Origin of the sequence: Bacillus sp. BK450 (genome assembly GCF_004364885.1) — a bacterium.
GTDB classification, from domain to species: domain Bacteria; phylum Bacillota; class Bacilli; order Bacillales; family Bacillaceae; genus Bacillus; species Bacillus safensis.
This window is the reverse complement of the sequence record NZ_SOBQ01000003.1, coordinates 539,409-564,947: the sequence shown is the minus strand read 5'-3', so window position 1 is coordinate 564,947 and position 25,539 is coordinate 539,409. Positions and strand designations below refer to the sequence as shown.

Here is a 25,539-nt window from a genome sequence, read left to right as displayed (position 1 = left end):
AGAACAGATGCCCTTGCATCTGTTCTCATCCCTGTTAAAAACCGCACTGGATTTTAACGTACATGCCTAATAATTTGAACTCACCTAAAAATTTGGAGCCTCGTCCAAAGGTCTTGCATGCCCAAATCAATGCTCCAAGTGAAATAATGCCCAATATAGCGGCAAGGACATAAATCCAAAATGCGTTTTTCTGTACATTCTTAGAAGTTAGAATTCGTTGCTTCCTTTCATCATATGCCGCCAATAGGTGAAGAACATACATATATACACCTACTGGAAAACGAAGGCTAAAAGGATTCAGCATCTCATCACCCCCTAATATATGTAAAATGATACCACCCCCTTACAGAAAGCATAAGTTCATTTCAGATCATATTTTTAGTCGATTTTTCATGATTTAGTGCTTATAAATGGAGGGGATTTTGCCTTCTTCTCTAACTGAAGAAGGATTTTTTACAGAAATAGGATAAGTCAAATGAATCAGCCAGCGGATTTCGCTTAACACAAAAAAAACGCTGCGCCCCGCTCTCATGAAAGAGCGGAACGCAGCGCATAGCTGACATTATTTATTCAAGTTATAGAATGTTGCAATGCCGTGATATTGTGCTGTTTCAGCCAATTGATCTTCGATGCGAAGTAATTGGTTGTATTTCGCCACACGGTCCGTACGAGACGGAGCACCTGTTTTGATTTGTCCAGCGTTTGTTGCAACAGCGATGTCTGCAATCGTGCTGTCTTCAGTTTCACCAGAACGGTGAGAGATAACAGCTGTGTATCCTGCGCGTTTCGCCATTTCGATTGCATCAAATGTTTCAGTTAATGTACCGATTTGGTTTACTTTGATCAGGATTGAGTTACCAACGCCGTTTTTGATTCCTTCAGATAGCTTCTTCGTATTTGTAACGAACAAGTCGTCTCCTACTAGCTGAACCTTGCTGCCAAGGCGCTCAGTTAATAGTTTGTGACCTTCCCAGTCGTTTTCATCAAGGCCGTCTTCAATAGAGATGATTGGGTATTTCGATACCATATCTTCATACCAGTCAACCATTTCAGCAGATGTTTTCACAACACCTTCGCCTGATAAATGATATTTACCGTCTTCTTTGTTGTAGAACTCAGAAGATGCAGCATCCATAGCAAGCTTCACTTCTTCACCTGGTTTGAAGCCAGCTTTTTCGATCGCTTCAACGATTGTTTGAAGTGCTTCTTCGTTAGAACCAAGGTTTGGAGCGAATCCACCTTCATCACCTACAGCTGTGTTTAAGCCTTTTGCGCTTAATACAGATTTCAGGCTATGGAAGATTTGAGCGCCCATGCGAAGTGCTTCACGGAAGTTTGGAGCACCTACAGGCATAATCATGAATTCTTGAATGTCTACGTTGTTATCCGCATGCTCTCCGCCGTTGACGATGTTCATCATTGGTACTGGAAGCGTTTTGGAGTTGAATCCACCAAGGTATTGATAAAGTGGAATTTGTAAGAAATCAGCAGCCGCACGTGCTACAGCGATAGATACGCCAAGGATTGCGTTTGCGCCTAATTTCCCTTTGTTTTCTGTTCCGTCAAGTTCGATTAACATTTTGTCAATCGCTACTTGTTCTGTTACATCAAAGCCTAAAAGCTCTGGTGCAATGATTTCGTTTACGTTGTTTACAGCTGTCAGAACACCTTTTCCAAGGTAACGGTCTTTGTCTCCGTCACGTAGTTCTACTGCTTCATATTCACCAGTAGAAGCACCACTTGGAACAAGCGCACGGCCAAAGCCGCCAGATTCTGTGTAAACTTCTACTTCAACTGTTGGGTTACCGCGAGAGTCTAATACTTCGCGTGCATATACGTCAACAATGTATGGCATCGTTATTTCTCTCCTTTTGAATCAATTTTTTTATTTCTGAATTAATGATGTTCCTGTCATCTCTTTTGGTTTTTCAAGACCAAGTAAGTCTAAAAGCGTTGGAGATAGATCAGCTAAAATGCCGCCTTCTCTAAGCGTCGCACCTTTTTTCGTCACGATGACTGGTACAGGATTCGTTGTATGTGCAGTATGCGGCTTTCCTTCTTCGGTAATCAGCACGTCTGCGTTACCGTGGTCTGCCGTAATGATGGCATGTCCGCCTTTTGCCAGGATTGCGTCGACTACAGCTCCTAAGCACTCATCTACTGCTTCAATGGCTTTGATTGTTGGCTCGAGCATACCTGAATGACCAACCATATCCGGGTTAGCAAAGTTCAGAATGATCGCATCATGCTTGTCAGCATTGATGTCTGCAACAAGTGCATCCTTTACCTCATAAGCACTCATTTCCGGCTTGAGGTCATAGGTTGCTACATCTGGTGAATTGATTAAGATGCGGTCTTCACCAGGAAATTCTTCTTCACGTCCACCGCTCATAAAGAACGTGACATGAGGATATTTCTCTGTTTCAGCAATCCGCAGCTGTTTCAATCCGTTTTGAGAAAGCACTTCTCCTACTGTGTTATCCAAATTCACTGGTTTGAAGGCAACATAGCCATCAACCGTTTCACTGAAGTGTGTGAAGCAGACGAAGTGTAAATTCTTCGGATGAGCTTCTCCGCGGTCAAACGAGCGGAAATCTGCATTTGTGAAAGTGTTCGAGATTTGGATGGCACGGTCTGGACGGAAGTTATAGAAAATCACAGAGTCGCCGTCGTTTACTTTGGCAACCGGCTCACCATTTTCTCTCGTAATGACAGATGGAATAACGAATTCATCGTAGATTCCATTTTCATAGGAGTCATCAACGACATCATAGATGTTTTGATAACTTGGCCCTTCACCATATGCCATCGCGCGGTACGCTTTCTCCACACGATCCCAGCGTTTGTCACGGTCCATTGAGTAATAGCGTCCTGAAAGTGTTGCCACTTCACCGACACCGATTTCTTTGATTTGTTCTTCCAGCTGTTTTAAGTACACTTTGGCTGTCTTCTGACCAACATCACGTCCGTCCAAGAAACCATGAATGTATACCTTTGTTAAGCCTTCTTTTTTCGCCAGCTTCAGCAGGGCAAAAAGATGCTGGATGTGACTGTGCACACCACCGTCTGACAAGAGTCCAAATAAATGAAGCGCCTTGTCATTCTCTTTTGCATACGTCATTGCATCTAGGAACGTTTCGTTTTTCTCAAATTCCCCTTCACGAATGGCAACATTCACCCTTGTTAAGCTTTGATACACAATGCGTCCTGCACCGATGTTCAAATGCCCAACTTCAGAGTTCCCCATTTGACCTTCCGGTAGACCTACTGCCTCACCTGAAGCCGTTAAGGTTTGATGCGGAAATTCGTTCCAGTAGCGGTCAAAGTTCGGCTTTTTTGCTTGTGCGACAGCGTTACCGACTGTTTCGCCTCTTAAACCGAACCCGTCTAAGATGATTAATGCAGCTGGTTTCTTACTCATATTGACCTTCCTCCAATAATTGAACGAAAGACTGAGGTTCTAAGCTTGCGCCGCCTACCAAAGCACCGTCAATATCGGATTCTGCCATATATTCTTTAATATTTGCCGGCTTCACGCTTCCGCCATATTGAATGCGAAGGCTGTCTGCCGCTTCTTGACCAAATTCGCTTGCAACGGTTTGGCGGATGTGTGCGCAAACGTCGTTTGCATCTTTCGCTGTAGAAGATTTTCCTGTACCGATAGCCCAGATTGGCTCATATGCAATCACAGATTCAGCAACTTGCTGCTTCGTTAAACCAGCTAGTGCTTTCTTCACTTGATCAGCGACAAGTTCATTTGTTTTGCCAGCTTCACGCTCTTCAAGCGTTTCACCTACACAAATGATTGGAACGATGCCATGCTTGAATGCAGCATGTGCTTTTTTGTTCACTGTTTCATCTGTTTCAGCAAACAATTCACGGCGCTCTGAATGCCCAATCACTGAATAGCCGATGCCTAAATCTTTTAGAGCAGCAGGGCTGATTTCACCAGTGAATGCACCATTTTCTTCAAAGTGCATGTTTTGTGCACCAATTTTAAGGTCTGTTCCATTTGATAGGCTGTTTAGCTTTTCAAGGAAAAGAGCTGGCGCACAGACAATGGATTCCACTTTGTCAGGAGATGGAATAGATGACTTGACTTCTTCAACGAAGCTGACTGCTTCGCCAAGTGTTTTGTTCATTTTCCAGTTCCCAGCTATAATTGGTTTTCTCATGATTGACACTTCCTTATAGCAGTTTTGGTCTTATTTATCGTTTAATGCAGTAACACCAGGAAGTTCTTTGCCTTCCATAAATTCAAGTGAAGCGCCGCCGCCTGTAGAAATATGGCTCATCTGATCGGCAAGACCAAATTTCTCAACAGCTGCTGCTGAATCTCCACCACCAATGACAGAATATGTATCTTTTGCTTCTGCCAGTGCTTCTGCGATAGCTTTTGTTCCTTTAGCGAATGCATCGATTTCAAATACACCCATTGGTCCGTTCCAGACAACAAGTTTGCTGTTTTTAATAACGTCAGCATACTTTTCTCTTGTCTCTGTTCCAATATCAAGTGCTTCTAGATCACTTGGAATTTCAGAGATTGGCACAATGCTTGTATTCGCATCATTTGAAAAGTCGTCGGCTACCAGAACATCTGTTGGAATCAGGAAGTTCACGCCTTTTTCTTTTGCACGGTCCATAAAGGATTTCGCTAAATCGACTTTGTCTTCTTCTAATAGAGATTTCCCTACCTCGTGGCCAAGTGCTTTCACAAATGTGTAAGCAAGTCCGCCGCCGATGATGAGGTTGTCCACTTTATCAAGAAGACTTTCAATTACACCGATTTTATCCTTTACCTTTGCGCCGCCGATAATCGCTGTAAATGGGCGATCAGGATTTGAAATGGCTTTCCCTAGAACCTCAAGCTCTTTTTGCATGAGGAAGCCTGAAACAGCCGGAAGATAAGCTGCAATACCAGCTGTCGATGCATGTGCACGGTGTGCAGCACCGAACGCATCATTGACATACACATCGGCTAAATCAGCAAATGCTTTTGATAATTCAGGATCGTTCTTTTCTTCACCAGGATAGAAACGAACGTTTTCAAGCACTAGCACATCTCCATCTTTTAAGTCAGAGATTTGCTTTTTCACGTTGTCGCCGTAAGCTTCATCTGCCTTTTTCACTTCTTTTCCAAGAAGCTCTTGCAGACGTTTTGCCACAGGTGTCAGACGCAGTTCTTCAGTAACTTGACCCTTCGGACGACCCAAATGACTAGCTAGCAGTACCTTTGCGCCTTGTCCTGTTAAATACTCAATTGTTGGTAATGCTGCGCGGATACGAGTATCATCCGTCACTTCTCCGTCCTTCATCGGAACGTTAAAATCTACGCGGCAGAACACAACTTTACCTTTTACGTCAATGTCTTTTACTGATTTCTTATTCATGCTCGTCAGGAGATCCTCCTTTATTCTGGTTTCCTTACGCATTGGACAAGACTCTCTTTATCCTTTTCCCATTTTGCCCTCATCAAAACGAGAAATCGTGCAGAACGGATAAAAACAGAGAAAAAGGGAAAGGGATGCTTCCCCTTCCCTTGTCCGTCTTCATTATATCGTGTCTCTAGGAAAGAACCAAGTGAGTTCCTTCAGTGTGAGAAATTAAAGACCTTGTTTTGCAATGTAAGCTGCAAGGTCAACAACGCGGTGAGAATATCCGCTCTCGTTATCGTACCAAGAGATTACTTTCACCATGCTGCCTTCCATTACCATTGTAGAAAGAGCATCGATTGTTGAAGAGTTTGGATTACCATTGTAGTCACCAGATACTAATGGCTCTTCGCTGTAGCCAAGGATTCCTTTAAGTTCTCCTTCAGCTGCTTCTTTAAGTGCTGCATTTACGTCTTCAGCTGTTACATCTTGGTTTAATTCAGCAACAAGGTCAACTAAAGAAACGTTAGGTGTTGGAACACGCATAGCGCCACCGTTTAATTTACCTTTAAGTTCAGGCAATACAAGTGAAACAGCTTTCGCAGCACCTGTAGAAGTTGGGATGATGTTTTCCGCAGCTGCACGAGCACGACGGTAGTCTTTGTGCGGAAGATCAAGAATTTGCTGGTCATTTGTGTATGAGTGAACAGTTGTCATCATACCGCGTTTGATACCAAATTTATCGTTAAGTACTTTTGCAAATGGAGCTAAGCAGTTTGTCGTACAAGATGCATTAGAGATGACATCGTGGCTAGCTGCATCGTATTTGTCTTCGTTTACACCCATAACGATTGTGATATCTTCTTCGTTAGCAGGAGCAGAGATGATGACTTTTTTAGCGCCAGCTTCTAAGTGTTTCGCAGCGTCTGCACGTTTTGTGAAGAATCCAGTAGATTCAACAACGATTTCTACGCCTTGTTTACCCCAGCTTAATTTCGCAGGGTCACGCTCAGCTGATACTTCGATTGTTTTACCGTTCACTACTAAGTTTGTACCGTCTACAGAAACCTCTGCATCTAGTTTTCCGTGAACAGAGTCATATTGTAAAAGGTGTGCAAGCATGTTAGCATCTGTTAGATCGTTAACCGCTACTACCTCAACTTCAGGATTATTTAATGCTGCACGAAATACGTTACGTCCAATACGTCCAAATCCGTTAATACCGACTTTTACTGCCATGATGTTTCCTCCTTTTATAGGTCACAATGTTTTATATTGAGGGATCAATTGACTCCCTTAATAACTCTTTTGCGGCTCCTTCGTCTGTGACGAGAACCGTTCGGCGCGGTTTTTTGAAATAAGCTTCAATCGCCCCCGCCTTTGATGATCCACCTGCAACAGCAATGATGTGTGGAATGCTTTCTAGATCATCTAGCTGCATGCCGACGGAGTGCACTTTGTGTACGACCTCACCATCACGATTAAAGTAATAGCCAAAGGCCTCTGTCACTGCGTCATGCTCATCAATCTTTTTTAAATCTTCAGCTGGTGTATTTCGTCTCATCGCCATTGTCTTTGCTTCACCAATACCATGAATGAGCATCGTGGACGATTTAATCGTTTGAAGCACTTCTTTGACGGACGGCTCTTCAATAATGGAAGAGTAAGCACCTTCTGACAGCTGCCCTGGAACAAACAGCAGTTTGTAAGTACCGGAAGCTTTTTCAGCCATGTGGGCACAAATGGTGTTTGCCTGATTTTTTACATTCTCCCCAAGACCGCCTCTCGCAGGGACAAACATCGTATCGCGGTTTTTGGCATCAGGGGTCATCATTTCGGCAACGGCTTCCATCGTCGTTCCGCCAGTGACGGCGACGATATTATTTCCAGTAAACCTTTTTTTCATGCATTGGACAGCAGCTCTTCCCATTTCTTGCTTCACCCACGGGGATTCGTCACTGTCTCCAGAAACGATCATGACTTCTTCCAGGCCTAACTTTCTCTTTAATGTATTTTCCAAAAAGGTTAAACCTAAAACGTCCTTCATCATTCCTTCAAGCATTTCAAGCAAAGCGTGACCCTCACTCGTTAGCATCATACCGCTCGTTTTCACATCCAGCAGATTTTGTTCTTTTAAAAACTGAACTTCAGCACGTAAGATGCGCTCACTGAGACCAAGACTTGTCGCAAGACTTCTGCGGCCAATCGGTTCAGCTAATCTGATGTACTGCAAAATGTCGTAGCGTTTTTGCATAACAATGAGAAGATCTGGCAATAATTTTTTTTGAGCTTCCAATAAACGATTCATGGCTAACGACCCTTCCTTTTCACGTTGGACTAAAAACGTCCCACTGTGACAAAAAACGTCCCGCCACAGCCAAAAAAAATCAATCCCTGCTTTCTTTAATTATTTTAACAGGATAATCTTGCATTTTCAACTCTTACAAACACATTTAGACAAAAAATAGACACATTTTCACCGATAGCCTGCTTGTCATCAAGGTTCTTGCGATGATATTTCTTTTCAAAATATTTATTTTCTTTTATATAGAATGTATTCACGATGGAAAATGTGCATGCTGGTGATATGAGCATGCACATTTTTTTCAGGACCTGCTTATGTTTTTGTGATGCTTCCAAACTGTTTTGCCTCTTCCTTCGGTTTGATTTTGAGATAATAAATAATGTAGCAGGCAGCCATGAACGGGATTCCGCAATAAAGGCCGATCCGCTGATCCTCGATAAAAAATAAGCTGATGAGGACAATGCCAAATGCGATAAAGCCTGCTAGTGGAACAAATGGATAAAGCGGTGTTCGGAAGACGAGATCCTTTACATCTCCGCCCGCCTTTATGAATTGTTTTCTAAAGAAATACTGAGACAAGCAAATAGACATCCATACCACAACAAGAACCATACCAGAAATAGAAATGAGCCACACATACACCGTTTTTGGTGCCACAACACTTGTCAGCAGAGATAGTGCAGATACGCCCATTGTCACCAATAGTGCATTGATCGGAATTTTACGCTTGGACAGCTTTTTCGTAAAGTCAGGTCCTTTCCCGTCTTTCGACAGCGCCCAAAGCATACGTGATGATGCATATAATCCAGAGTTTGCTACAGATAAGACGGCTGTGATAATGATAAAATTCATGATATCTGCCGCATATGGTATACCGACCTTGTCCAGCACGACGACAAACGGGCTGTCGACAGTGCCTGCTGTCTGCCACGGAAGAAGCGCGGCCAGAACCGCAATGGATAAAACGAAAAAGACCATCGTTCTCCAAATAATATTTCGTATAGAACGAGGCAATGTTTTTTCAGGGCTTTCACTCTCTCCTGCTGCAATCCCTACAAGTTCTGTTCCTTGAAAGGAGAAATTGACCGTGACCATGGTTAATAAAATAGCAAAAACGCCGTTAGGAAATAGTCCGCCATGATCCGTCAAATGACGAAATAGAGGGGCTGGTTCTCCATCTTTCAGATGAATCATTCCGAAAATTGCGCCAATTCCAATGATAATAAATAATAGGATGGCAGCGACCTTAATGGCTGAAAACCAAAACTCGGTTTCAGCAAAGCTGCGAGCTGAGATGGCATTCACGGCAAATAAAATCACGCTAAATGCAAGACACCAAAGCCAAACAGGGATATCTGGGAACCACCTTTGGAGCAAAATGCCTGCTGACGTAAACTCCAGTCCTATTGTACATGCCCAGCTAAACCAATAAAGCCAGCCGATCATAAAGCCTGTGGACGGACCTATATATTTGGTTGCATACTCCTGAAAGGAACCCGCTGTAGGCATCGCCACCGCTAATTCTCCAAGACAGAGCATCACCAAATACATTAACAATCCGCCAATGATAAAGGATAGAATGGCTCCCCCGGGTCCAGCCTGATGGATAATGAGTCCTGACCCAAGGAAAAGACCAGTACCAATGACGCCGCCTAAGGCAATCATAAAGAGATGCCTGCTTTTCATGGAACGTTCTAGTTCATTATGCTGTTCTTGGTTCAAATCCGTTTCCCCACTTTCACTCTTCTATTCATCATCCTTTGACAAAATTCGCTGTTCGTTGAAAGAGAAAGGGAGAAAGTGAAGGTTTCTCCCCCTTTGACATTTATGCTTGAAATAATGCTTCAATATGACCAATCGCCCAGTCTAAATCTTCTTTAGATATCGTGAGAGGCGGTGCAAAGCGGATGACGGTCTCATGGGTTTCCTTACATAACAGCCCTGCTTGTTTCAGCTTCTCACAATAAGGTCTCGCTGCCTCTGTCAGCTCCATGCCGATAAATAATCCGCGGCCGCGCACTTCCTTGATGACAGGACTTTGAATGCGCGTGAGTTTGTCTTTTAAGTATTCGCCAAGCTCCATAGAACGCGCTGCAAGGTTTTCGTCGATTAAGACATCCAGTGCAGCCAGCGACACCGCACACGCAAGAGGATTTCCGCCGAAGGTAGAGCCGTGAGATCCAGGGTTAAACACACCTAATATATCGCGGTTTGCGACCACACACGAGATTGGGAATACACCGCCGCCTAAAGCTTTCCCAAGAATCAGCATATCTGGCTCAATGTCTTCCCAGTCGCATGCAAACATCTTGCCTGTTCGCGCTAATCCGACCTGAATTTCATCCGCAATGAACAGCACATGTTCCTTTTCACAAAGCGCTTTCGCTTCCTTCAAGAAGCCTTCTGGCGGCATGACAATTCCCGCTTCTCCTTGAATAGGTTCGATCAGAAAAGCCGCTGTTTGTGGTGTAATGGCTTCACGTAACGCTTCAATATCTCCGTAAGGAATCAGTTTAATGCCTGGAAGCATTGGACCGAAACCTCTTTGATATTCTGCTTCAGAAGAAAGGGAAACAGCCGTCATCGTTCTGCCATGGAAGTTACCGACGCACGCAATGATTTCTGCGCGATTGTCTTCGATTCCCTTGACGTCATAGCCCCAGCGTCTTGCTGCTTTTACAGCTGTTTCTACAGCCTCAGCGCCAGTATTCATCGGGAGTGCCATCTCTTTATTCGTCATTTGACAAATTTTCTCATACCAAGGGCCAAGCTGATCATTGTGAAAAGCTCTTGAAGTCAGTGTCACACGGTCTGCCTGTTTTTTGAGCGCCTCAATAATGCGGGGATGGCGATGGCCTTGGTTCACTGCGGAATACGCACTCAGCATATCCATATATCGATTGCCTTCAGGGTCTGTCACCCAAACTCCTTCAGCCTCTGAAATCACAATTGGCAGCGGATGATAATTTGCCGCACCGTATTGTTCGGTTTGTTGAATCAATTCATTTGTCTGTGTCATCGTCTATTCCTCCTTCTATAAGCTAGCCTCTTTTTCATTAGGTTCATCTTCACACATATGATATGCAAGGATCGTGCCAACTTTCTGCCCGCATTGTGGCAGTGATTGATCTGGTTCTTTGTGCAAAATATCTTTGCACCTGCTAAATTTTTTAGAGGAAAACGCAAAATTTTTCATGTAAAATAGAGGTAACGTCTGGAGGTGCTTCAATGAAAGAAGATCAGTATACTGCAAAGCTGGAAAATGAGATTGATCTGTATAAACAAATGCTTGATTTAATAGATGTCGGGGTTCATGCAATTGACGATAATGGCAATACTGTTGTTTATAATAAAAAAATGATGGAGATTGAGTCTTTGAAACGCTCTGATGTTCTCCATAAAAATGTATTAGATCTCTTCGTCTTCCAAGACGAAATGCACAGTACGCTTGTCCAAGCGCTGCGTACCGGGAAACAAACCGTTCATGCAAAGCAGACGTATCATAATTACAATGGAAAAGAAATCACAACGATTAATCATACATACCCGCTCGTTCGAGACGGCCTCATCCAAGGAGCGGTTGAAATTTCGAATGATGTGACGAAGCTGGAACGGCTGATTCATCACAATATGAAGAAAAAAGGAAGCACGCGCTTTACCTTTGATTCCATTATTGGACAAAGCCCTGCGTTTTTAGAGGTGATTGAGCATGCAAAACGAGCGACACGCACCTCTTCCTATGTGCTCATTGTTGGAGAAACAGGGACAGGAAAAGAACTATTTGCACAAAGTATTCATAACGGCAGCAGCCGGTCATCTGGACCATTTATTACCCAAAATTGCGCGGCACTGCCTGATAATCTCATTGAAAGTCTGCTTTTTGGTACACAAAAAGGGGCTTTTACAGGCGCAACTGATCAGCCCGGCTTATTTGAACAGGCGCAGGGAGGTACACTGCTGCTTGATGAGATCAACTCATTAAATCCTGGTCTTCAAGCAAAACTGCTGCGTGTATTACAGGAGAAACGTGTGAGAAGGCTTGGCAGCACAAAAGAAATCGCTGTTGATGTAAGAGTCATTGCCAATATGAATGAGGATCCTGTAGATGCAATCGCAGGCGGACGCATGCGCAAGGATTTATTTTACCGGCTGGGTATTGTCACCCTATTTATTCCGCCGCTTTCTGAACGAAAAGAAGACATTCCTACGTTTGTCAGTCATTTTATTCAAAAATATAATGAGCTGTTTCAAATGAAGGTGAAGGCGGCTGACGAAGAGGTACTAGCCCTTTTTCAAGCGTATGATTGGCCGGGTAATGTACGAGAACTGGAGCATGTGATTGAAGCGGGGATGAATATGATGATGGATGAGGATTACTTATGCATGCATCACCTTCCATATCATTTTAGATTTAAACATAGGGAAGGCCGTCCTGCAGCGCAATTACAGACGAACCCTTTGCAGCATACCGCAGCTGACACGTTTATTTATACAAGCCCAGAACATACGACTGATTTTCAAACCCAAATGGAACGATTCGAAAAACAATACATCGTCCATTACTTAGAAAAAATGGACGATAATATTTCACAGACTGCAAAGTTATTGGGCATGAGCAGGCAAAGTCTGCAATATCGCATGAAAAAACTGCATATTTCTCGTTAATAATAGAGCTGTGCCCTCATTCGGCACAGCTTACTGTGGTTCTGACTGTCCTGCCGGTTCTTGACTCACATCACTCAGCAGTTTTTCTACATTTTTTAAATGCGTGAGCATCGCTCTTTCTGCTTCTTCTGGCTGTCTTGCCATGACGGCTTTGTAAATGTGTTCATGTTCTTTGTAAAGCTGCCGAATGGAGCCTTTCCTTGAAAATAAGACGACTTTTCTCGTCTCCCGCATCGTTTCTACCAGCAAGGTGGAGACCTGATTCATTAACGCTTTTAATAAATCATTCTTTGAGGCTTTGGCTAAAGCGAGATGGAATGCGAGGTCTGCCTCTTCACCAGTTTCTTTATGTGCTTCTGCGAGTTTCATTTGTTCAAGTGCCTCACGCAGCTGATGAAGGTCATCGTCCGTTCGCAAGAGCGCTGCCTTTTTGACAGCACCCGTCTCAATTATGGTTCTTAATTCAAGGAGCTGTGTGACATCATGCTGCTTCATCAAAAATGCAGGAGACAGACTAAATGTGAGCTGCTCAGGATCAAACTGCTTCACATATGTGCCTTCCCCTTGCTTCATCTCTATTAATCCGATCGCTTTGAGAGCAGACAGTGCCTCTCTTACAGCGGAACGGCTGACTTGAAAGCTTTCTGAAAGCGCTTGAACCGAATCTAATTTTTCCCCTGGAAGAAGCTCACCTGTACGAATGGATTCAATTAATGCATCCGCAATTTCTTCATATATTTTTTTCGTTTTGATTTGTTTATATTTCAATTGGTCTCACCTCATCACTGTTGTCTATCCCTATCGGCTCATGCCCTATCTTATACTTTACCCCAAAATTTCCGATCACACGTCTCCCCTCTTTAATTTTCAAGAAATCTTCGAGCTGCCTTGCTTTCAACAAAAAAGAAGCACGTGCCATGTTCTGGCAAGTACTTCTTTTTAATCGTATCGCTTCCGCAGCGTAGAGGACGGAAGATTCATTTGTTCACGATATTTTGCAATGGTTCTGCGCGACGCGCGGATGCCAAAGGTTTGCTGAAGCAGTGTCATAATTTGCTGATCTGAATACGGTTTTTTCTTATTTTCCGTTTGGATGAGCTCTGCAATGTGCGTTTTGACTGTGTAGCTGGACGCCTCTTCTAGCGAATGCCCTTCTAATTTCGCTTGGAAAAATTGTTTCATTTCCATAAGACCATAAGGGGTTTGCACCATTTTCCCTTTTACAGTCCGGCTGACTGTTGACTCATGGACTTGCAGTATATCTGCAATCCGCTTCATCGTAAGCGGTTTCATTTTATGTTTCCCCGTTAGAAAAAAATCGGTCTGATGTGAGATAATCTCACGAACGACATGAGTCATCGTTTGCTTTCTTTGCTTCAGCGCTTGGACAAGCCAATTGTACTGCTGCTCTTTTTCCTTTAAATACGCATATGCTTCATGCCGCTTTTGGTCTTGAATCATGGCGAAGTAGCCTTCATTCATTTCTACGTCTGGAAAAGCGCGCTGATTCAGCTCAAATGTGATGTGATCCTGCACCACAGTAATTGTCACATCAGGCTCTATATACACATGCTCTTCATCATATGAGAAATGAAGGCCTGGTCTTGGTTCAAGCTGAGACACTTCATCTTGTACCGCCTGGAGTGTTTTCATTGAAACACCTGTTTTGGCCGCAATTTCCTTCCAAGCCTTTCTCGCAAAAAGAAAGAAATACTCTTCGATGATCAGCTCGGCTTCATACCAGCGCTTCTTTTTCCTTCTCAGCTGAAGGAGGATGCATTCCTGCAATGATTTTGCGCCAATCCCGGCAGGCTCCAGCGATTGCAGCTGATGAAGGACAGCTTCTACTTCTTCAGCTGGCACCTCTAAGACAGCTGCCATTGCGTCAATCGGTTCATTTAGATAGCCATTGGAATCAATGGAGTCAATCATAAAGTGAAAGATTCTTTGATTCTTTTCACTTAAATTCAAATCAATCGCCTGTCTTTTTAAAAACATTTGCAGGCTTTCTTTTTGATGCGTTCGATACGGCTCTGTCATTCGATCTTGTGATTTTTTATGATAAACTGGTTGATAGCTGTCCGTGTCTTTCCGCTCAATCAGAGGGTTCTCAAGCGCTAACTGGTCAAGATACTCGCCGAGCTCTGCGCAATTCAGCTGCAGCAGCGTAATGGCCTGCCTAAGTTCTTGTGTGAGCACCTGCTTTAATACCTGTTCTTGTTGCAGTTTAAGGCTCATTGTCTCCCCTCCCTCTCATCATTTTACATGAAGATTGACGGACCGTATATACGAAATAGGAGTGATTTCTATGTCTGAACTTTTTTCCGTTCCATACTTTGTCGACAACTTGAAACAGCACATCGCCATGAACCAAAATGAAGACAAAGTTCATGCGATGAATGCCTATTACCGCTCAGTGGTGTCAACGCTTGTTCAAGACCAGCTGACCAAAAATGCGGTTGTATTGAAGCGAATTCAGCATCTTGATGAAGCCTATCAAAAGGTGAAAAAAGAAAGCGAATGAACGAAAAAGAACACCCTTTTGTCAAGATGACAAAGGGTGTTTATCATATGCAAAAAGCTTCTGATCCAGCCTCGATTTATACATCATTAAAAAGCCAGACCGCCCTACAGTATAGATAATAAAGGCAAACCATAGGCCATGATTGTGCCAAATGGGCGTGACCACGGTTTGAACGACGATAAACAAAATCATCGCAAACAGCATCGAATTTCTAACAGGGGCAATTTCTGTCGCACCTGTAAATACGCCGTAAATGACCAAACCGAAGCAAGCCGCAAATGGATAAAGAACAAGCCAGTCTGCATAGCGTAATGTCACATCTAGCAGCTGAGGGAGATTTGTAAACAAGCTCAATATCGGCTCTTTTAATAAAAAATAAACCGCCGCAATGACACATGCCATCACAAGTGCCCACTGCCTCGAAAGGGTTAAGGTTCTTTCATAGAGGGTGCGGTCATTTGCACCAACTGACCTGCCAACAAGGATGCTGGACGCATTGGCAAAACCATCGAACAAATAAGCCATGATGTAGTGAATTTGAAATAAGATGGCATTGGCTGCCAGCAGCTCTGTACCAAAAGAAGCACCTTTTGCCGTAAACATGTTGATGACCACTAGCAGACAGATCGTCCTGATAAACAAATCTTTATTCACATGAAACATTTTCTTCACTGCCTGAGTATCCATGATTTTCTTGATGGAAGGCGTCTGGAATCCGTTTGACGAATGCTTCAGAATAATCCATGCCCCCAACACAAAAGCGGTTAGTTCAGATATCAATGTCGCCGCCGCAACTCCTTTGACCGCAAACGAAAACACATGAACAAGCAGAAATGCGAGCGCCATATTCATAACATTGATCAAGATTTGTAATGAAAGAGCTTCTTTCATTTTAGCCATCCCCATCAGCCACCCCAATATAACATAATTCATTAAAGTAAATGGCGCTCCCCAAATGCGAATATGAAAATAGTCTGCGGCAAATTGACGGACATCAGCATCAGGAGAGATCACTAGAAAAGCAGATTGAATAATCGGCCATTGCAGGGCAATAAAACAAAGTCCGACGATGATGGCGACGAAAAAAGGTCTTAGAAAAGCAAGAACGCCCTGCTCCTCATTCTGCGCACCGTTTGCCTGGGCGGCAAAAGCAGATGTACTTACCCGCAAAAAACCAAACAGCCAATATAATGTACTGAAAATGAGACTGCCGACCGCAACGCCTCCAATATAAGCGGGATTTGCGAGCTGACCGACAACCGCTGTATCAACAGCTCCCAGTAATGGAGTGGTCATCGTTGAAATTGTTAAAGGAATGGCTAAAGCTAAATACGCTCGATGGTTCACGATGCCACCTGCCTTTCATGAAAAATAGCCTCTTTCCTAAAAGAGGCGCAGATTGCCTGCAAAGGGGCTTTCGCTCTTTGCTTTTTACCGAATGCGACGCTTTGGCTGCACGCTGAGGCATTGATAAAATGAAGAATTACCGAACCGGTCTGCCAATCGTTCGTGACAAAGGATGGTCTGCGAGCATTGCATCTCTCATTTTCCGCACAGCTTCCTCTTCTGATGAAAAGAAGTCATCCTTTGATTGAAATTGGGCAGCAAGCTCTCCTTGATCAAGAATCGCCAATTGATCACATAAGTGATAGGCTGCTGTTATATCATGTGTAATAAATAAGTAAGCCACACCCAGCTCCTTCTTTAATTCTACTAATAAATCTAAAATGACAGCCTGCGTCACCATGTCTAAGCTGCTGACAGATTCATCCAGTACAATGAGCTTTGGCTGGAGCAATAAGGCTCTAGCGATGTTGATCCTTTGGAGCTGGCCGCCGCTGAATTGGTGCGGATATTTACACAAATCCTTTTCACCGAGCCCGACTCTTTCCAGCCAGTGAATTAATACATTTTTACGTTCCTTTCGGCTCATGGTTTCATAGTTTTCAAGCGGTTCAGATAAAATTTGTTCGACTGTCCATCTTGGATTTACCGCGGAATAGGAATCCTGAAACACCGCTTGCACATGCCGGCGAAAATGCTTACGTGTTTGCTGATCTGCATGATAGACATCCTGACCTTCAAAAAGCACCTGCCCAGCTTTTGGTTTCTCTAAACCAAGTATGATGCGGCCAAGTGTACTTTTCCCTGCGCCGCTTTGTCCCAGCAGCCCAAGGCATGTGCCTTCTTCAATATTCAAATCGACGCTTTTCAGGACAGGGGCTGCGCCTTTTTTTCTCATTAGAAACGACCGGTTCGTGTATGCATGACTGACTGCTTTCACTTCTAATAAATACAAGGGCCTTCTCACCTCAAATCGGGCAAACAGCTGGGATGGATGGACGAGCTGCTAATAGTTTTTTTGTATAATCATGCTTTGGTTGTTCAAAAAGTTCAAGAACTCCTGCCTTTTCAACAATTTCTCCTTGTTTCATGACGACAACTTGATCTGCCATTTCAGCAATGACACCAAGATCGTGGGTAATCAGTAAAATGGCCGTTCCATAGTCATGACGAATTTGGTTCAGATGCTGAAGGACCCGTTTCTGATTGTGTACATCTAATGCAGTTGTCGGCTCATCTGCAATGATGAGGGGCGGGTGCATACAGGCAGCCATGGCGATCATGACACGCTGCAGCATGCCTCCGCTTAATTCAAAAGGATACTTATTGAACAGCTGGTCTGGCTGGGGCAGATTCATTTTCGCTAACGCATCTATTGCCTGTGATCGTGCCTGCCTTTTACTGACAGCCGTATGCCGGCGGATCGTTTCAACCAGCTGATGGCCGATTGTCCATACCGGCGTAAAGCTGTTCATTGGATTTTGCATAATATACGAGATGTCTTTGCCCCGAATGGAACGCATATCCTTTTCACTTATACCGATCAATTCTCGTCCCTGTAATGTGATACTGCCAGTGACTTCCGTTGTTTTTCGATCAAGCATATGCAAGATCGACATACTTGTCACTGTTTTCCCGCAGCCGCTCTCACCAATTAATCCAAGGATTTGACCGCGCCCTATTTCAAACGAGACTTCTTGAATAAGAGGGGTTGTCCCTTGAGGTGTTTTCGTCTGCACATGCAGGTTCTCTACTTGTAAAATGGACTCTTGCACATTGATCATTCCTTTACACACGGCGTTTGATGCCATATTTCTCTGAAAGGGCTTCTCCTAGTAAATTAAACAGAACCACCACAGCCATGATCACAAGACCTGGGTACAGCATTAACTGAGGATTCGTTTGAATGTAAGATTTCCCTTCATGAATCATCGCTCCCCATTCAGGCATAGGAGGCTGAACCCCTAATCCGAGGAAAGACATCGCAGAAATGTCCATAATCGCCCAGCCCATTTCAAGTGTTCCAATGACTGCTAATGGCGGCAGGACATTGGGAATCATATGCTTTCTCATAATGTTCCAATGCGAGGTCCCACTGATTTTTGCAGCTGCAATAAAGTTCTGTTCTTTTAAACTGAGCACCATTCCTCGGAAGACGCGGGCATAATATACCCATTGCACAAGCATCAAGGCAAGTACGACTTGAGGAAGTCCCGGACCGAAGATGCCGACTAATCCAAGGATCAGCACCAGGTTGGGAAATGCCATGACGCCGTCACAGATTCTCATCAAAACATGATCGATCCAGCCGCCTTTGTATCCTGAAAAGAGGCCGACAATTAAACCAATGAATAACGAAGAAAGAAAGATTAATAACGCACAGCCGAGCGAAACACGCGCACCATATAAAATACGAGATAAATTGCATCGTCCTAATTGATCTGTTCCAAGAGGATACTCCCATGAAGATCCCTTTAGCTTCATTGCTAGATTGACAGCAGCCGGATCATGCGGAGCGATCCATGGTGCACATATTGTGACAATGAGCAGGAGACCGAGCAGCAAAGCGCAGATCGAGATCATCTTTTGATGAACGAAGAGATGTTTTACTTTTGTCATCATTGCTGGCGGCCTTCCTTTCTAGAAATACGGGGGTCTATGATCAGCTGAACTAAGTCAACGATCAAGCTGCTCAAGATAAAAATACATGCCGACATGAGGACATAAAATTGAATGACAGGCAGATCTCTGTTAAAGATCGCTTCAATAAAAAAGCGGCCAAACCCTGGCCATGAGAAAACGGCCTCTACAATAATGGTTCCGGTTAACAGCTTGCCAAGGTTCACCCCTAGTCCGGTCAGCATCGGCGATATCGCAATTCTGAACACATGCTTGAACATGATCGATTGTTCCTTCAAACCTCTGATTCTCGCATATTGAACGAAAGGCTCTTGAAGCGCCTCACTCACACTTGACCGTAACAGCCTTGTATACGTAGCAATTAAAGGGACTGCAAGTGTGATCGAGGGCAGAATGAGATGCTCCCATGTTCCAATCCCTTCAACTGGTAAGAGGTCAAGTTTCACTGAAAAAAAGAAGATGAGCAAATACCCCAAGACAAACGTCGGGATAGATGCTCCTAAGAAAGAAATGAGCCGGCTCACATGATCAACGGCACCATTTTTCCTCATGCCGCTGAAAAAGCCGAGCGGAATGCTGACACAAATAGCGATCAGCAGACTGGTAAGCGCCAATTGAATTGTCGCCGGTATTCGATAAACCACCTCATCAACGACAGGCTGATTGGACATATACGACCGGCCGAAATCAAGATGAATGACTTTTTCAATGGTATGAAGATACTGCATATAAAACGGCTCATCTAAGCCGAATTCACTTCGTTTTTGCGCTAATATTTCATCCGTAGGCTGGATATGAGCCGCTGCTAAATATGCCTCTGCCGGGTCAACTGGCGAGAGGTGAATCATACCAGTTGTGAGCAGTGTGGCTAATAAAAATACAGGAATAATTGATAGCACTCGTTTGACGATATAGCGGCCCATTTCCTTACCTTCCTTCTGTTACTTCAGCTTAATGCCTGTGAAAGGATGTTCATCACGATTTGCAGGGAATTCAAAGTCCTTCACAGCTTTTTGATAAACGGCTGTCTTTTTAAAATAAGAGATTGGCACAATTGCCCCTTGATCCTGTAAAGAGGATAAGACAGACGAATACAGTGCTTTGCGTTTCTTTTCATTTGTTGTGGATGGAATTTCCGTCATTTCTTTGATCAGCTTTTCCTTATTTGGATAGGCTGAGATAGCTTCTTTAAATCCAAAACCATCTGATGAGAGAACGTTCATAAATGTATGCGGATCATACGGCGCTCCGTAGTTGCTAAAGAAGTTCATATCAAACTTATTGGCTTTAAAGCGTTGAACCTGTGTGGCCAAATCCACACCCTCAAGCTTGACACCGACACCAACGGCTGCCCATTCTGCTTGCAGCGTTTCCGCCATCGCTTTTTGAATCGATTCCGCTGAGTCATACATCATACTAAACTCAAGCTTTTTCCCATCTTTTTCACGAACGGATTTTCCTTTTGGAAGTGTCCAGCCCGCTTCATCCAGCAATGCTTTGGCTTTGTCCACATCATATTTGAAAGACTTCACTTGAATGTGTGACGTATACGGCATGTTAGTCGGCAGGATGTGATCTGCTTCATCCTCTAAACCTGAGGTGACCCCTTCTACCATTGATTTTTTATTGAAGGCATATTGAAGGGCATGACGCACTTTCTCATCTGACAGCTGATCCACTTTTGTGTTCATAACAAGCTGTCTCGTTGCAACAGGCTCTGACATTTTCGTTTCATACTTGCCGCTTGCTTCCAGCTGTTTGTAGGAATCAAGGCTAATGGTTCCTTCTCCGTAAAGTAAATCCACATCACCTTTTTCAAATGCCATGACTCTCGTTTCCGCATCTGGGATGACCTTTACCTTGATTTCTTTTACCTTTGGTTCTTCTCCCCAATAATGATCGTTTCGTTCGAAAATGGCATAATCATCTTTCTTATATGTTTTTAAAACCCAAGGGCCTGTCCCCACTGGTTTTTCAATTCCTTTTGACGTATCTCCGTTTTTAGGGAAACCTGCTTCACCTAAGAAACGAACTGGACGAACAACGGCTAATTCTTGCACAGTTGGATAGTATGGTGCTGTTAAAGTGAGTTTAAATGTCTTTTTATCAACGGCTTCTGTCTTTTTGATTTTCTTAATGACACCTAACCAGCTATGTAAATCTTTATTTTTTAAAATTGTATCGAAGTTCTTTTTGACAATGTCCGCATTAAATTCAGAGCCGTCTGAGAAAGTCACTCCGTCTCTTAAATGGAACGTATACACCTTGCCATCCTTTGAAACATCCCATGATTTCGCTAATTCAGGTTTCAGCTTACCATTCTTTTGATAGCTGACCAATGGCTCATAAATCATTGATTGCGCAAATAATTGTGATGGGTTGTATACGTGTGGATTCATTTCACCAATATCTCTTGGCCACGCCATTGTGATCATATCAGGATGATCCTTATTGCCTTCTGCTCCATTGTTTGTTTGAGAGCATCCTACTAGTAAAAAGAAAATAAGCAGGAATGGTAATACTGAATTTATTTTAATTTTCGGAAAATTCCTCCAAATAGACATAAGTTGCTCCTCCTAATTGATGCTGATAATCATTTTCATTTTAAGGAGGAAGGAAGCCGTTGTCAATATCATATTTGAAACGAAATGACAATAATTATTCCTATTTATTCCATAAATTGAGGAATTTGATAGAAAGAGAGGCAGGCTGCTTATGAATGAGCAGCCTGTGAAGAGGTAAATGTTTTTTCTCGCAGCATGTCATGGAGTATATGGATGATACGTTCCTGATCTGCATCTGTCATGCTCGTTCCAGACGGAAGACAAAGCCCCCGCTCAAATAACAGCTCAGATACAGGAGTGCCTTTTTCCGCAGTATAAAAAGGGCAATGACGAAAGAGCGGCTGCTGGTGCAGCGGCTTCCAAACATGCCTTGCTTCGATTTGTTCTTTTTCTAAAGCACCAATGATATCTGCTGGAGACAATTGTTTATCACGATCAATGGTCAATGCCGTCAGCCAGCGGTTGGATTTCGTTTCTTGATATTCTGGCATCAAATGAAGTCCCTCTGCTTCTGATAAAGCGTCCTGATAACGCTGGAAAATGCGGCGCTTTTGTTCAACACGCTCGTCCAGCACTTCCATTTGAGCAATCCCGACTCCTGCTAAGAGGTTGCTCATGCGATAGTTGTATCCCATCTCTTGATGCTCATAGTGCATCGCTTGTTCTCTGGCCTGTGAAGCAAGAAAGCGGCATCGTTCAATCGCAGCTTCATCATCACTCACAAGCATTCCGCCCCCTGATGTTGTAATGATTTTATTTCCATTAAAAGAATAGATACCGAACCTGCCCATTGAGCCGCTTTTTCTTCCTTTATAAAGCGCACCTAACGATTCAGCCGCATCCTCAATGACTGGTACATCATATGCTTCACACAGAGCCATGATCTCGTCCATTTTTGCGCTTTGCCCATATAAATGGACAACGATGACCGCACGAGGTTTTTTCCCAAGACGTTTTGATTCAAGCAAGGCTTTCTCTAAAGCAAGCGGGCACATATTCCATGTCTCCCTTTCAGAATCAATAAAAACGGGCTCCGCTTGTTCATATAAAATCGGATTTGCCGTTGCAACAAACGTGAGAGTGGAACAAAAGACAATGTCTCCTTTTTGCACACCTATCAGCTTTAAAGCAAGGTGAATCGCTGCTGTTCCTGAAGATAAAGCCGCTCCTGTCTTCACTCCTGCATAGTCCGCCACCGCCTGTTCAAATTCATTCACAAGCGGTCCAAGCGGCGCAATCCAGTTGCTCTTGAAGGCTTCCTCTATTTTGAGATACTCTTTTCCGCTCATATGCGGAGGAGATAAGTAAATTCGCTTCCTTTCTTTCATCACTTCCCACCTTCTCTCCGATCTTTGATTTCTACTGCAGGAATTCCTACAGCGACCTTCTGATCATGTATATCTCTTGTCACTGCTGCTCCAGCACCAATGACGGACCAGCTTCCAATCGTTATACCCGGTGTCACCACGGCACCAGCCCCAATATGGGCACCTTCCCGCACGGATACACCGCCAGTCAGCACCGCGCCTGGTGACAGGTGCACAAACGATTCGAGTATACAGTCATGCTCGGCGATAGACCCTGTATTTATAATCGTATGCTCACCGATGGCTGCATCTGCTTGAACCACTGCCCTTGCCATCACAACAGTCCCCCTTCCAATGACAGATGACGGACTCATGACCGCCTCTGGGTGAATGAGTGTGGCATATGCTGTGTCTTCAAATGAGAGGCGTTCCTTGATGAGCTGTCTGATCTCATTTTGTCCGATCGCAATCAGCCATTTCATATGAGGCATTGTCTCTCTCAGCTGCTCACTCATGGAGATCGGTCCATACAAAATCCCGCTTTGAGTGACCGTCTCTTCAAATTGATCATCTAATACTGCACATAATGAGTAATCGGCATGTGCAAAAATGAGATCTTGGATGACTTTGCTATGTCTTCCGGCCCCAATTAAACCAATGGTTTGCTTCTTACATATTGGTTCCTTTAAATTTTTCAGCTGTGGCATGATCCGGCTGCTGCACCCCCTCTGTTTTCATGACTTTCAGCAAGGTCATCCATAAAATTTTCATATCGAGCCAAAACGATTGATGCTCGACATACCACAGGTCATAGGTGAATTTCTCTTCCCATGAAAGCGTGTTCCGTCCGTTCACCTGTGCCCATCCTGTTATGCCGGGCTTTACAAGATGACGCCTTGCTTGTTCTTCTGTATACATAGGCAAATACTCCATTAAAAGCGGTCTTGGCCCGACAAGACTAAGCTCTCCTTTGAGTACATTGACAAGCTGCGGCAATTCATCAAGACTAAGCTTTCGAATCAAGGCACCGGTTTTTGTTAATCGCAAATGATCTGGCAGCAGCACCCCATGTTCGTCTCGTTCATCTGTCATCGTCCGAAATTTATATAGCATAAAAGGCCGGCCATACAGACCAGGCCGCTTCTGCCGAAACACCACAGGCGTTCCAATTTTCCATCTAATCAGTCCATAGATGAGAAGTAAAAGAAGACTGCCTGCGATGAGCAGCGTCAATGCCACCATCACATCTATCATTCTTTTCATCATTGCATCTCCTTTTCATATTAGCGGGAGACCGCATGTTTTACCTTACGCATCAGCTGCATCCGCTCTCGTTTCGTTCCTGCAAACACATACAAGTAGCCCATATAGAGAATGAAACAAAGCCCTCCAATACAAAACAGCTCCCACCATGAAGTCACGTTATATACCGCCTGAATCCCCGCACAGATGCCCCAAATAAATAGCCCTCCAGCAAGTGGAACCAGTGTATGTTTATAAAAGATAGTGCGTTTCTGATTCGTGATCCTGGCCGTATAAAATGGCAGAAACACAATATTTTTAATCAATAAAACCATTGCCCCCGCTGATGCAATGCCATATAAACCAAGCTGCAGCATATGAGTCAATCCATAGGCAAAAAGCACATTAGATACACCTAATATAAGGGTGACAACTGCAGGAACTTTCAATCGATTAAACACGGTCGGCACATATGTGAGCGGTAAAAACATCAAGGTCAAACATAAATAAGCCGCATGAATCATGAGAAGCCATTTCAGCTCCTCAAAAGCAGGCCCAAGCCATAAAAGCATGAGTGGACCAGCGAGACCTCCTAGAAGTGCGGCTGGGAACGCAACAAATAAGCCGCTCCACTTAATGGCGTTTGCAGCATATTGAATGAGTCCCTCTTTGTCCTGATTCGAATAAAATTTCGTGATCGTTGGTGCAAACACAACGGCCAGTGTCCCTGCCAGTGTGCGTAATAATAATGGAAACTGTAAAATTGCCGCATATTGGCCCGTTGCTTCCGCTCCAATGAGCAAGTTGGTCATCAATAAATCAATTTGTAAAAACAACAAAATCCCCATTTGCTCAAATGAATGCCAGATCCCTGATCGAACAAGTGTGAGACTAGACGATAATGAGACGTGCCGCCACTTAAATGAAAACCAAGGGATGAGTTTCTTAAAATAATAGATACCGATTCCCATAGCCGCTAAGCTTCCTATGACGGCCGCAAGCGGGATATGCCAAATGGCTGGTGTCGTCCATGTAAACAGGATGACAATCATCAGCGCCCTCAAAAACATTTGAATCGCCTGTCCAATACTTGATACATAGAGCTTATTCGCATAAAACGGTGCAGCCCCAATGCCAGACATGACGAAATTGAGCATAAATAAAAGACCCCCTAAAATAAAGGCGGTCTGTGTGTCTTTTGCGAGATGAACAGGTACATGAAGCCATTCAACCAGCTGATGAGACACGAAAAGACAAAGCAAAAAGAGACTAATAGATAGTAAAAACGAACTGACGAAATAGGAAGCGAGATAGCGCTGCGCCTTCTCCATCTCTCCTTTATGAGCCGCCACAGAAAAAAATCGCACAACAACCGCACTTAACGAAGCCGTAATGACCGATAAATAGTTGATCATATTTTGCGTCAGATGGATTAAGCCGAATGCTTCCACTCCAAGCGTATGAACAATATAAGGTGTTAAACAAACAGACATAAGCATCATCAGGACAAACGTGATTAAGTTCGCACTGGCATTATAAAGAAACGCTCGATTCATTGTGCTTTCACGCAGCGTTT

The 25,539-nt window shown here is 43.8% G+C and carries 23 protein-coding genes; 2 read left to right on the top strand and 21 right to left on the bottom strand.

From position 1 onward, the window contains the following. Positions 1-34: 34 nt before the first annotated feature. From EV579_RS12715 to EV579_RS12675, 9 genes are all read right to left on the bottom strand, one after another. Positions 35-304 (bottom strand): hypothetical protein, encoded by a 270-nt coding sequence (locus EV579_RS12715; protein WP_024423498.1) that lies wholly within the window; start codon positions 302-304, stop codon positions 35-37. 258 nt (positions 305-562) lie between these two features. Continuing rightward, entirely contained in the window at positions 563-1,855 is a 1,293-nt protein-coding gene (gene eno / locus EV579_RS12710) for a phosphopyruvate hydratase (RefSeq protein WP_003212752.1), read from the bottom strand. A 30-nt stretch (positions 1,856-1,885) separates the two neighbouring features. Then, entirely contained in the window at positions 1,886-3,421 is a 1,536-nt protein-coding gene (gpmI, locus tag EV579_RS12705) for a 2,3-bisphosphoglycerate-independent phosphoglycerate mutase (RefSeq protein WP_024423499.1), read from the bottom strand. Then, the gene (tpiA, locus tag EV579_RS12700) at positions 3,414-4,175 is read right to left on the bottom strand and encodes a triose-phosphate isomerase (protein ID WP_073207478.1); all 762 of its coding nucleotides are present in this window, start codon (positions 4,173-4,175) and stop codon (positions 3,414-3,416) included. The genes gpmI and tpiA overlap by 8 nt, the downstream gene beginning before the upstream one ends. 30 nt (positions 4,176-4,205) lie before the next feature. Then, positions 4,206-5,390, bottom strand: coding sequence for a phosphoglycerate kinase (locus EV579_RS12695; protein ID WP_024423500.1), 1,185 nt, complete (start codon positions 5,388-5,390; stop codon positions 4,206-4,208). Positions 5,391-5,603: 213 nt separating this feature from the next. Then, positions 5,604-6,611 (bottom strand): type I glyceraldehyde-3-phosphate dehydrogenase, encoded by a 1,008-nt coding sequence (gap, locus tag EV579_RS12690; protein ID WP_024423501.1) that lies wholly within the window; start codon positions 6,609-6,611, stop codon positions 5,604-5,606. A gap of 31 nt (positions 6,612-6,642) precedes the next feature. Then, on the bottom strand, positions 6,643-7,680 hold the full coding sequence (locus EV579_RS12685) for a sugar-binding transcriptional regulator (RefSeq protein ID WP_024423502.1): 1,038 nt from the start codon (positions 7,678-7,680) through the stop codon (positions 6,643-6,645). A 309-nt stretch (positions 7,681-7,989) separates the two neighbouring features. Continuing rightward, a complete protein-coding gene (locus tag EV579_RS12680; RefSeq protein WP_243837423.1) occupies positions 7,990-9,363 on the bottom strand; it encodes an amino acid permease in 1,374 nt (457 codons plus the stop codon). A gap of 139 nt (positions 9,364-9,502) precedes the next feature. Continuing rightward, positions 9,503-10,696 carry an ornithine--oxo-acid transaminase gene (locus EV579_RS12675; RefSeq protein WP_133744555.1) on the bottom strand — a complete coding sequence of 398 codons (1,194 nt, stop codon included), beginning with the start codon at positions 10,694-10,696 and terminating at the stop codon, positions 9,503-9,505. A gap of 209 nt (positions 10,697-10,905) precedes the next feature. Between EV579_RS12675 and EV579_RS12670 the strand changes: the two genes are divergently transcribed. Continuing rightward, the gene (locus tag EV579_RS12670; RefSeq protein ID WP_133744554.1) at positions 10,906-12,342 is read left to right on the top strand and encodes a sigma-54 interaction domain-containing protein; all 1,437 of its coding nucleotides are present in this window, start codon (positions 10,906-10,908) and stop codon (positions 12,340-12,342) included. 30 nt (positions 12,343-12,372) lie between these two features. Here the strand turns inward: EV579_RS12670 and EV579_RS12665 are convergent, their stop codons facing one another. Further along, positions 12,373-13,110, bottom strand: coding sequence for a FadR/GntR family transcriptional regulator (locus tag EV579_RS12665; RefSeq protein ID WP_133744553.1), 738 nt, complete (start codon positions 13,108-13,110; stop codon positions 12,373-12,375). Between the two features lie 171 nt (positions 13,111-13,281). Further along, positions 13,282-14,580 (bottom strand): RNA polymerase factor sigma-54, encoded by a 1,299-nt coding sequence (gene rpoN, locus EV579_RS12660; protein WP_133744552.1) that lies wholly within the window; start codon positions 14,578-14,580, stop codon positions 13,282-13,284. A gap of 70 nt (positions 14,581-14,650) precedes the next feature. On the opposite strand from rpoN, the gene yvfG reads away from it, so the two are divergent. After that, a complete protein-coding gene (yvfG, locus tag EV579_RS12655; protein WP_024423509.1) occupies positions 14,651-14,866 on the top strand; it encodes a protein YvfG in 216 nt (71 codons plus the stop codon). Positions 14,867-14,887: 21 nt separating this feature from the next. Here the strand turns inward: yvfG and EV579_RS12650 are convergent, their stop codons facing one another. The 10 genes from EV579_RS12650 to EV579_RS12605 form a co-directional block, all read right to left on the bottom strand. After that, the gene (locus EV579_RS12650) at positions 14,888-16,213 is read right to left on the bottom strand and encodes an MATE family efflux transporter (protein WP_133744551.1); all 1,326 of its coding nucleotides are present in this window, start codon (positions 16,211-16,213) and stop codon (positions 14,888-14,890) included. Positions 16,214-16,349: 136 nt separating this feature from the next. Beyond that, positions 16,350-17,165: a nickel import ATP-binding protein NikE gene (nikE, locus tag EV579_RS12645; RefSeq protein WP_044333927.1), complete on the bottom strand. Its 816-nt coding sequence runs from the start codon at positions 17,163-17,165 to the stop codon at positions 16,350-16,352. Between the two features lie 13 nt (positions 17,166-17,178). Further along, positions 17,179-17,994: a nickel import ATP-binding protein NikD gene (nikD, locus tag EV579_RS12640; RefSeq protein ID WP_208300738.1), complete on the bottom strand. Its 816-nt coding sequence runs from the start codon at positions 17,992-17,994 to the stop codon at positions 17,179-17,181. 4 nt (positions 17,995-17,998) lie between these two features. Then, positions 17,999-18,832: a nickel ABC transporter permease subunit NikC gene (gene nikC / locus EV579_RS12635; RefSeq protein WP_024423513.1), complete on the bottom strand. Its 834-nt coding sequence runs from the start codon at positions 18,830-18,832 to the stop codon at positions 17,999-18,001. Continuing rightward, the gene (gene nikB, locus EV579_RS12630; protein ID WP_024426083.1) at positions 18,829-19,773 is read right to left on the bottom strand and encodes a nickel ABC transporter permease subunit NikB; all 945 of its coding nucleotides are present in this window, start codon (positions 19,771-19,773) and stop codon (positions 18,829-18,831) included. Before nikB ends, nikC begins: the two co-directional genes overlap by 4 nt. An 18-nt stretch (positions 19,774-19,791) precedes the next feature. Further along, positions 19,792-21,414: a nickel ABC transporter substrate-binding protein gene (nikA, locus tag EV579_RS12625; protein WP_034621455.1), complete on the bottom strand. Its 1,623-nt coding sequence runs from the start codon at positions 21,412-21,414 to the stop codon at positions 19,792-19,794. Positions 21,415-21,563: 149 nt separating this feature from the next. Continuing rightward, positions 21,564-22,742, bottom strand: coding sequence for an aminotransferase class I/II-fold pyridoxal phosphate-dependent enzyme (locus EV579_RS12620; protein WP_133744549.1), 1,179 nt, complete (start codon positions 22,740-22,742; stop codon positions 21,564-21,566). After that, positions 22,742-23,428, bottom strand: coding sequence for an acetyltransferase (locus tag EV579_RS12615; protein WP_133744548.1), 687 nt, complete (start codon positions 23,426-23,428; stop codon positions 22,742-22,744). Before EV579_RS12615 ends, EV579_RS12620 begins: the two co-directional genes overlap by 1 nt. Continuing rightward, entirely contained in the window at positions 23,391-23,984 is a 594-nt protein-coding gene (locus tag EV579_RS12610; RefSeq protein ID WP_133744547.1) for a sugar transferase, read from the bottom strand. The genes EV579_RS12615 and EV579_RS12610 overlap by 38 nt, the downstream gene beginning before the upstream one ends. A gap of 20 nt (positions 23,985-24,004) precedes the next feature. Next, positions 24,005-25,519, bottom strand: coding sequence for an MATE family efflux transporter (locus tag EV579_RS12605; RefSeq protein ID WP_133744546.1), 1,515 nt, complete (start codon positions 25,517-25,519; stop codon positions 24,005-24,007). Positions 25,520-25,539: the final 20 nt, after the last annotated feature.

What these genes read in the sequence shown, in the direction of transcription:
- EV579_RS12715 (WP_024423498.1), bottom strand. Translation starts at nt 304, where the DNA reads ATGCTGAATCCTTTTAGCCTTCGTTTTCCAGTAGGTGTATATATGTAT.
- eno (WP_003212752.1), bottom strand. Translation starts at nt 1,855, where the DNA reads ATGCCATACATTGTTGACGTATATGCACGCGAAGTATTAGACTCTCGC.
- gpmI (WP_024423499.1), bottom strand. Translation starts at nt 3,421, where the DNA reads ATGAGTAAGAAACCAGCTGCATTAATCATCTTAGACGGGTTCGGTTTA.
- tpiA (WP_073207478.1), bottom strand. Translation starts at nt 4,175, where the DNA reads ATGAGAAAACCAATTATAGCTGGGAACTGGAAAATGAACAAAACACTT.
- EV579_RS12695 (WP_024423500.1), bottom strand. Translation starts at nt 5,390, where the DNA reads ATGAATAAGAAATCAGTAAAAGACATTGACGTAAAAGGTAAAGTTGTG.
- gap (WP_024423501.1), bottom strand. Translation starts at nt 6,611, where the DNA reads ATGGCAGTAAAAGTCGGTATTAACGGATTTGGACGTATTGGACGTAAC.
- EV579_RS12685 (WP_024423502.1), bottom strand. Translation starts at nt 7,680, where the DNA reads ATGAATCGTTTATTGGAAGCTCAAAAAAAATTATTGCCAGATCTTCTC.
- EV579_RS12680 (WP_243837423.1), bottom strand. Translation starts at nt 9,363, where the DNA reads ATGAAAAGCAGGCATCTCTTTATGATTGCCTTAGGCGGCGTCATTGGT.
- EV579_RS12675 (WP_133744555.1), bottom strand. Translation starts at nt 10,696, where the DNA reads ATGACACAGACAAATGAATTGATTCAACAAACCGAACAATACGGTGCG.
- EV579_RS12670 (WP_133744554.1), top strand. Translation starts at nt 10,906, where the DNA reads ATGAAAGAAGATCAGTATACTGCAAAGCTGGAAAATGAGATTGATCTG.
- rpoN (WP_133744552.1), bottom strand. Translation starts at nt 14,580, where the DNA reads ATGAGCCTTAAACTGCAACAAGAACAGGTATTAAAGCAGGTGCTCACA.
- yvfG (WP_024423509.1), top strand. Translation starts at nt 14,651, where the DNA reads ATGTCTGAACTTTTTTCCGTTCCATACTTTGTCGACAACTTGAAACAG.
- nikD (WP_208300738.1), bottom strand. Translation starts at nt 17,994, where the DNA reads ATGATCAATGTGCAAGAGTCCATTTTACAAGTAGAGAACCTGCATGTG.
- nikC (WP_024423513.1), bottom strand. Translation starts at nt 18,832, where the DNA reads ATGATGACAAAAGTAAAACATCTCTTCGTTCATCAAAAGATGATCTCG.
- nikB (WP_024426083.1), bottom strand. Translation starts at nt 19,773, where the DNA reads ATGGGCCGCTATATCGTCAAACGAGTGCTATCAATTATTCCTGTATTT.
- nikA (WP_034621455.1), bottom strand. Translation starts at nt 21,414, where the DNA reads ATGTCTATTTGGAGGAATTTTCCGAAAATTAAAATAAATTCAGTATTA.
- EV579_RS12620 (WP_133744549.1), bottom strand. Translation starts at nt 22,742, where the DNA reads ATGAAAGAAAGGAAGCGAATTTACTTATCTCCTCCGCATATGAGCGGA.
- EV579_RS12615 (WP_133744548.1), bottom strand. Translation starts at nt 23,428, where the DNA reads ATGCCACAGCTGAAAAATTTAAAGGAACCAATATGTAAGAAGCAAACC.
- EV579_RS12610 (WP_133744547.1), bottom strand. Translation starts at nt 23,984, where the DNA reads ATGAAAAGAATGATAGATGTGATGGTGGCATTGACGCTGCTCATCGCA.
- EV579_RS12605 (WP_133744546.1), bottom strand. Translation starts at nt 25,519, where the DNA reads ATGAATCGAGCGTTTCTTTATAATGCCAGTGCGAACTTAATCACGTTT.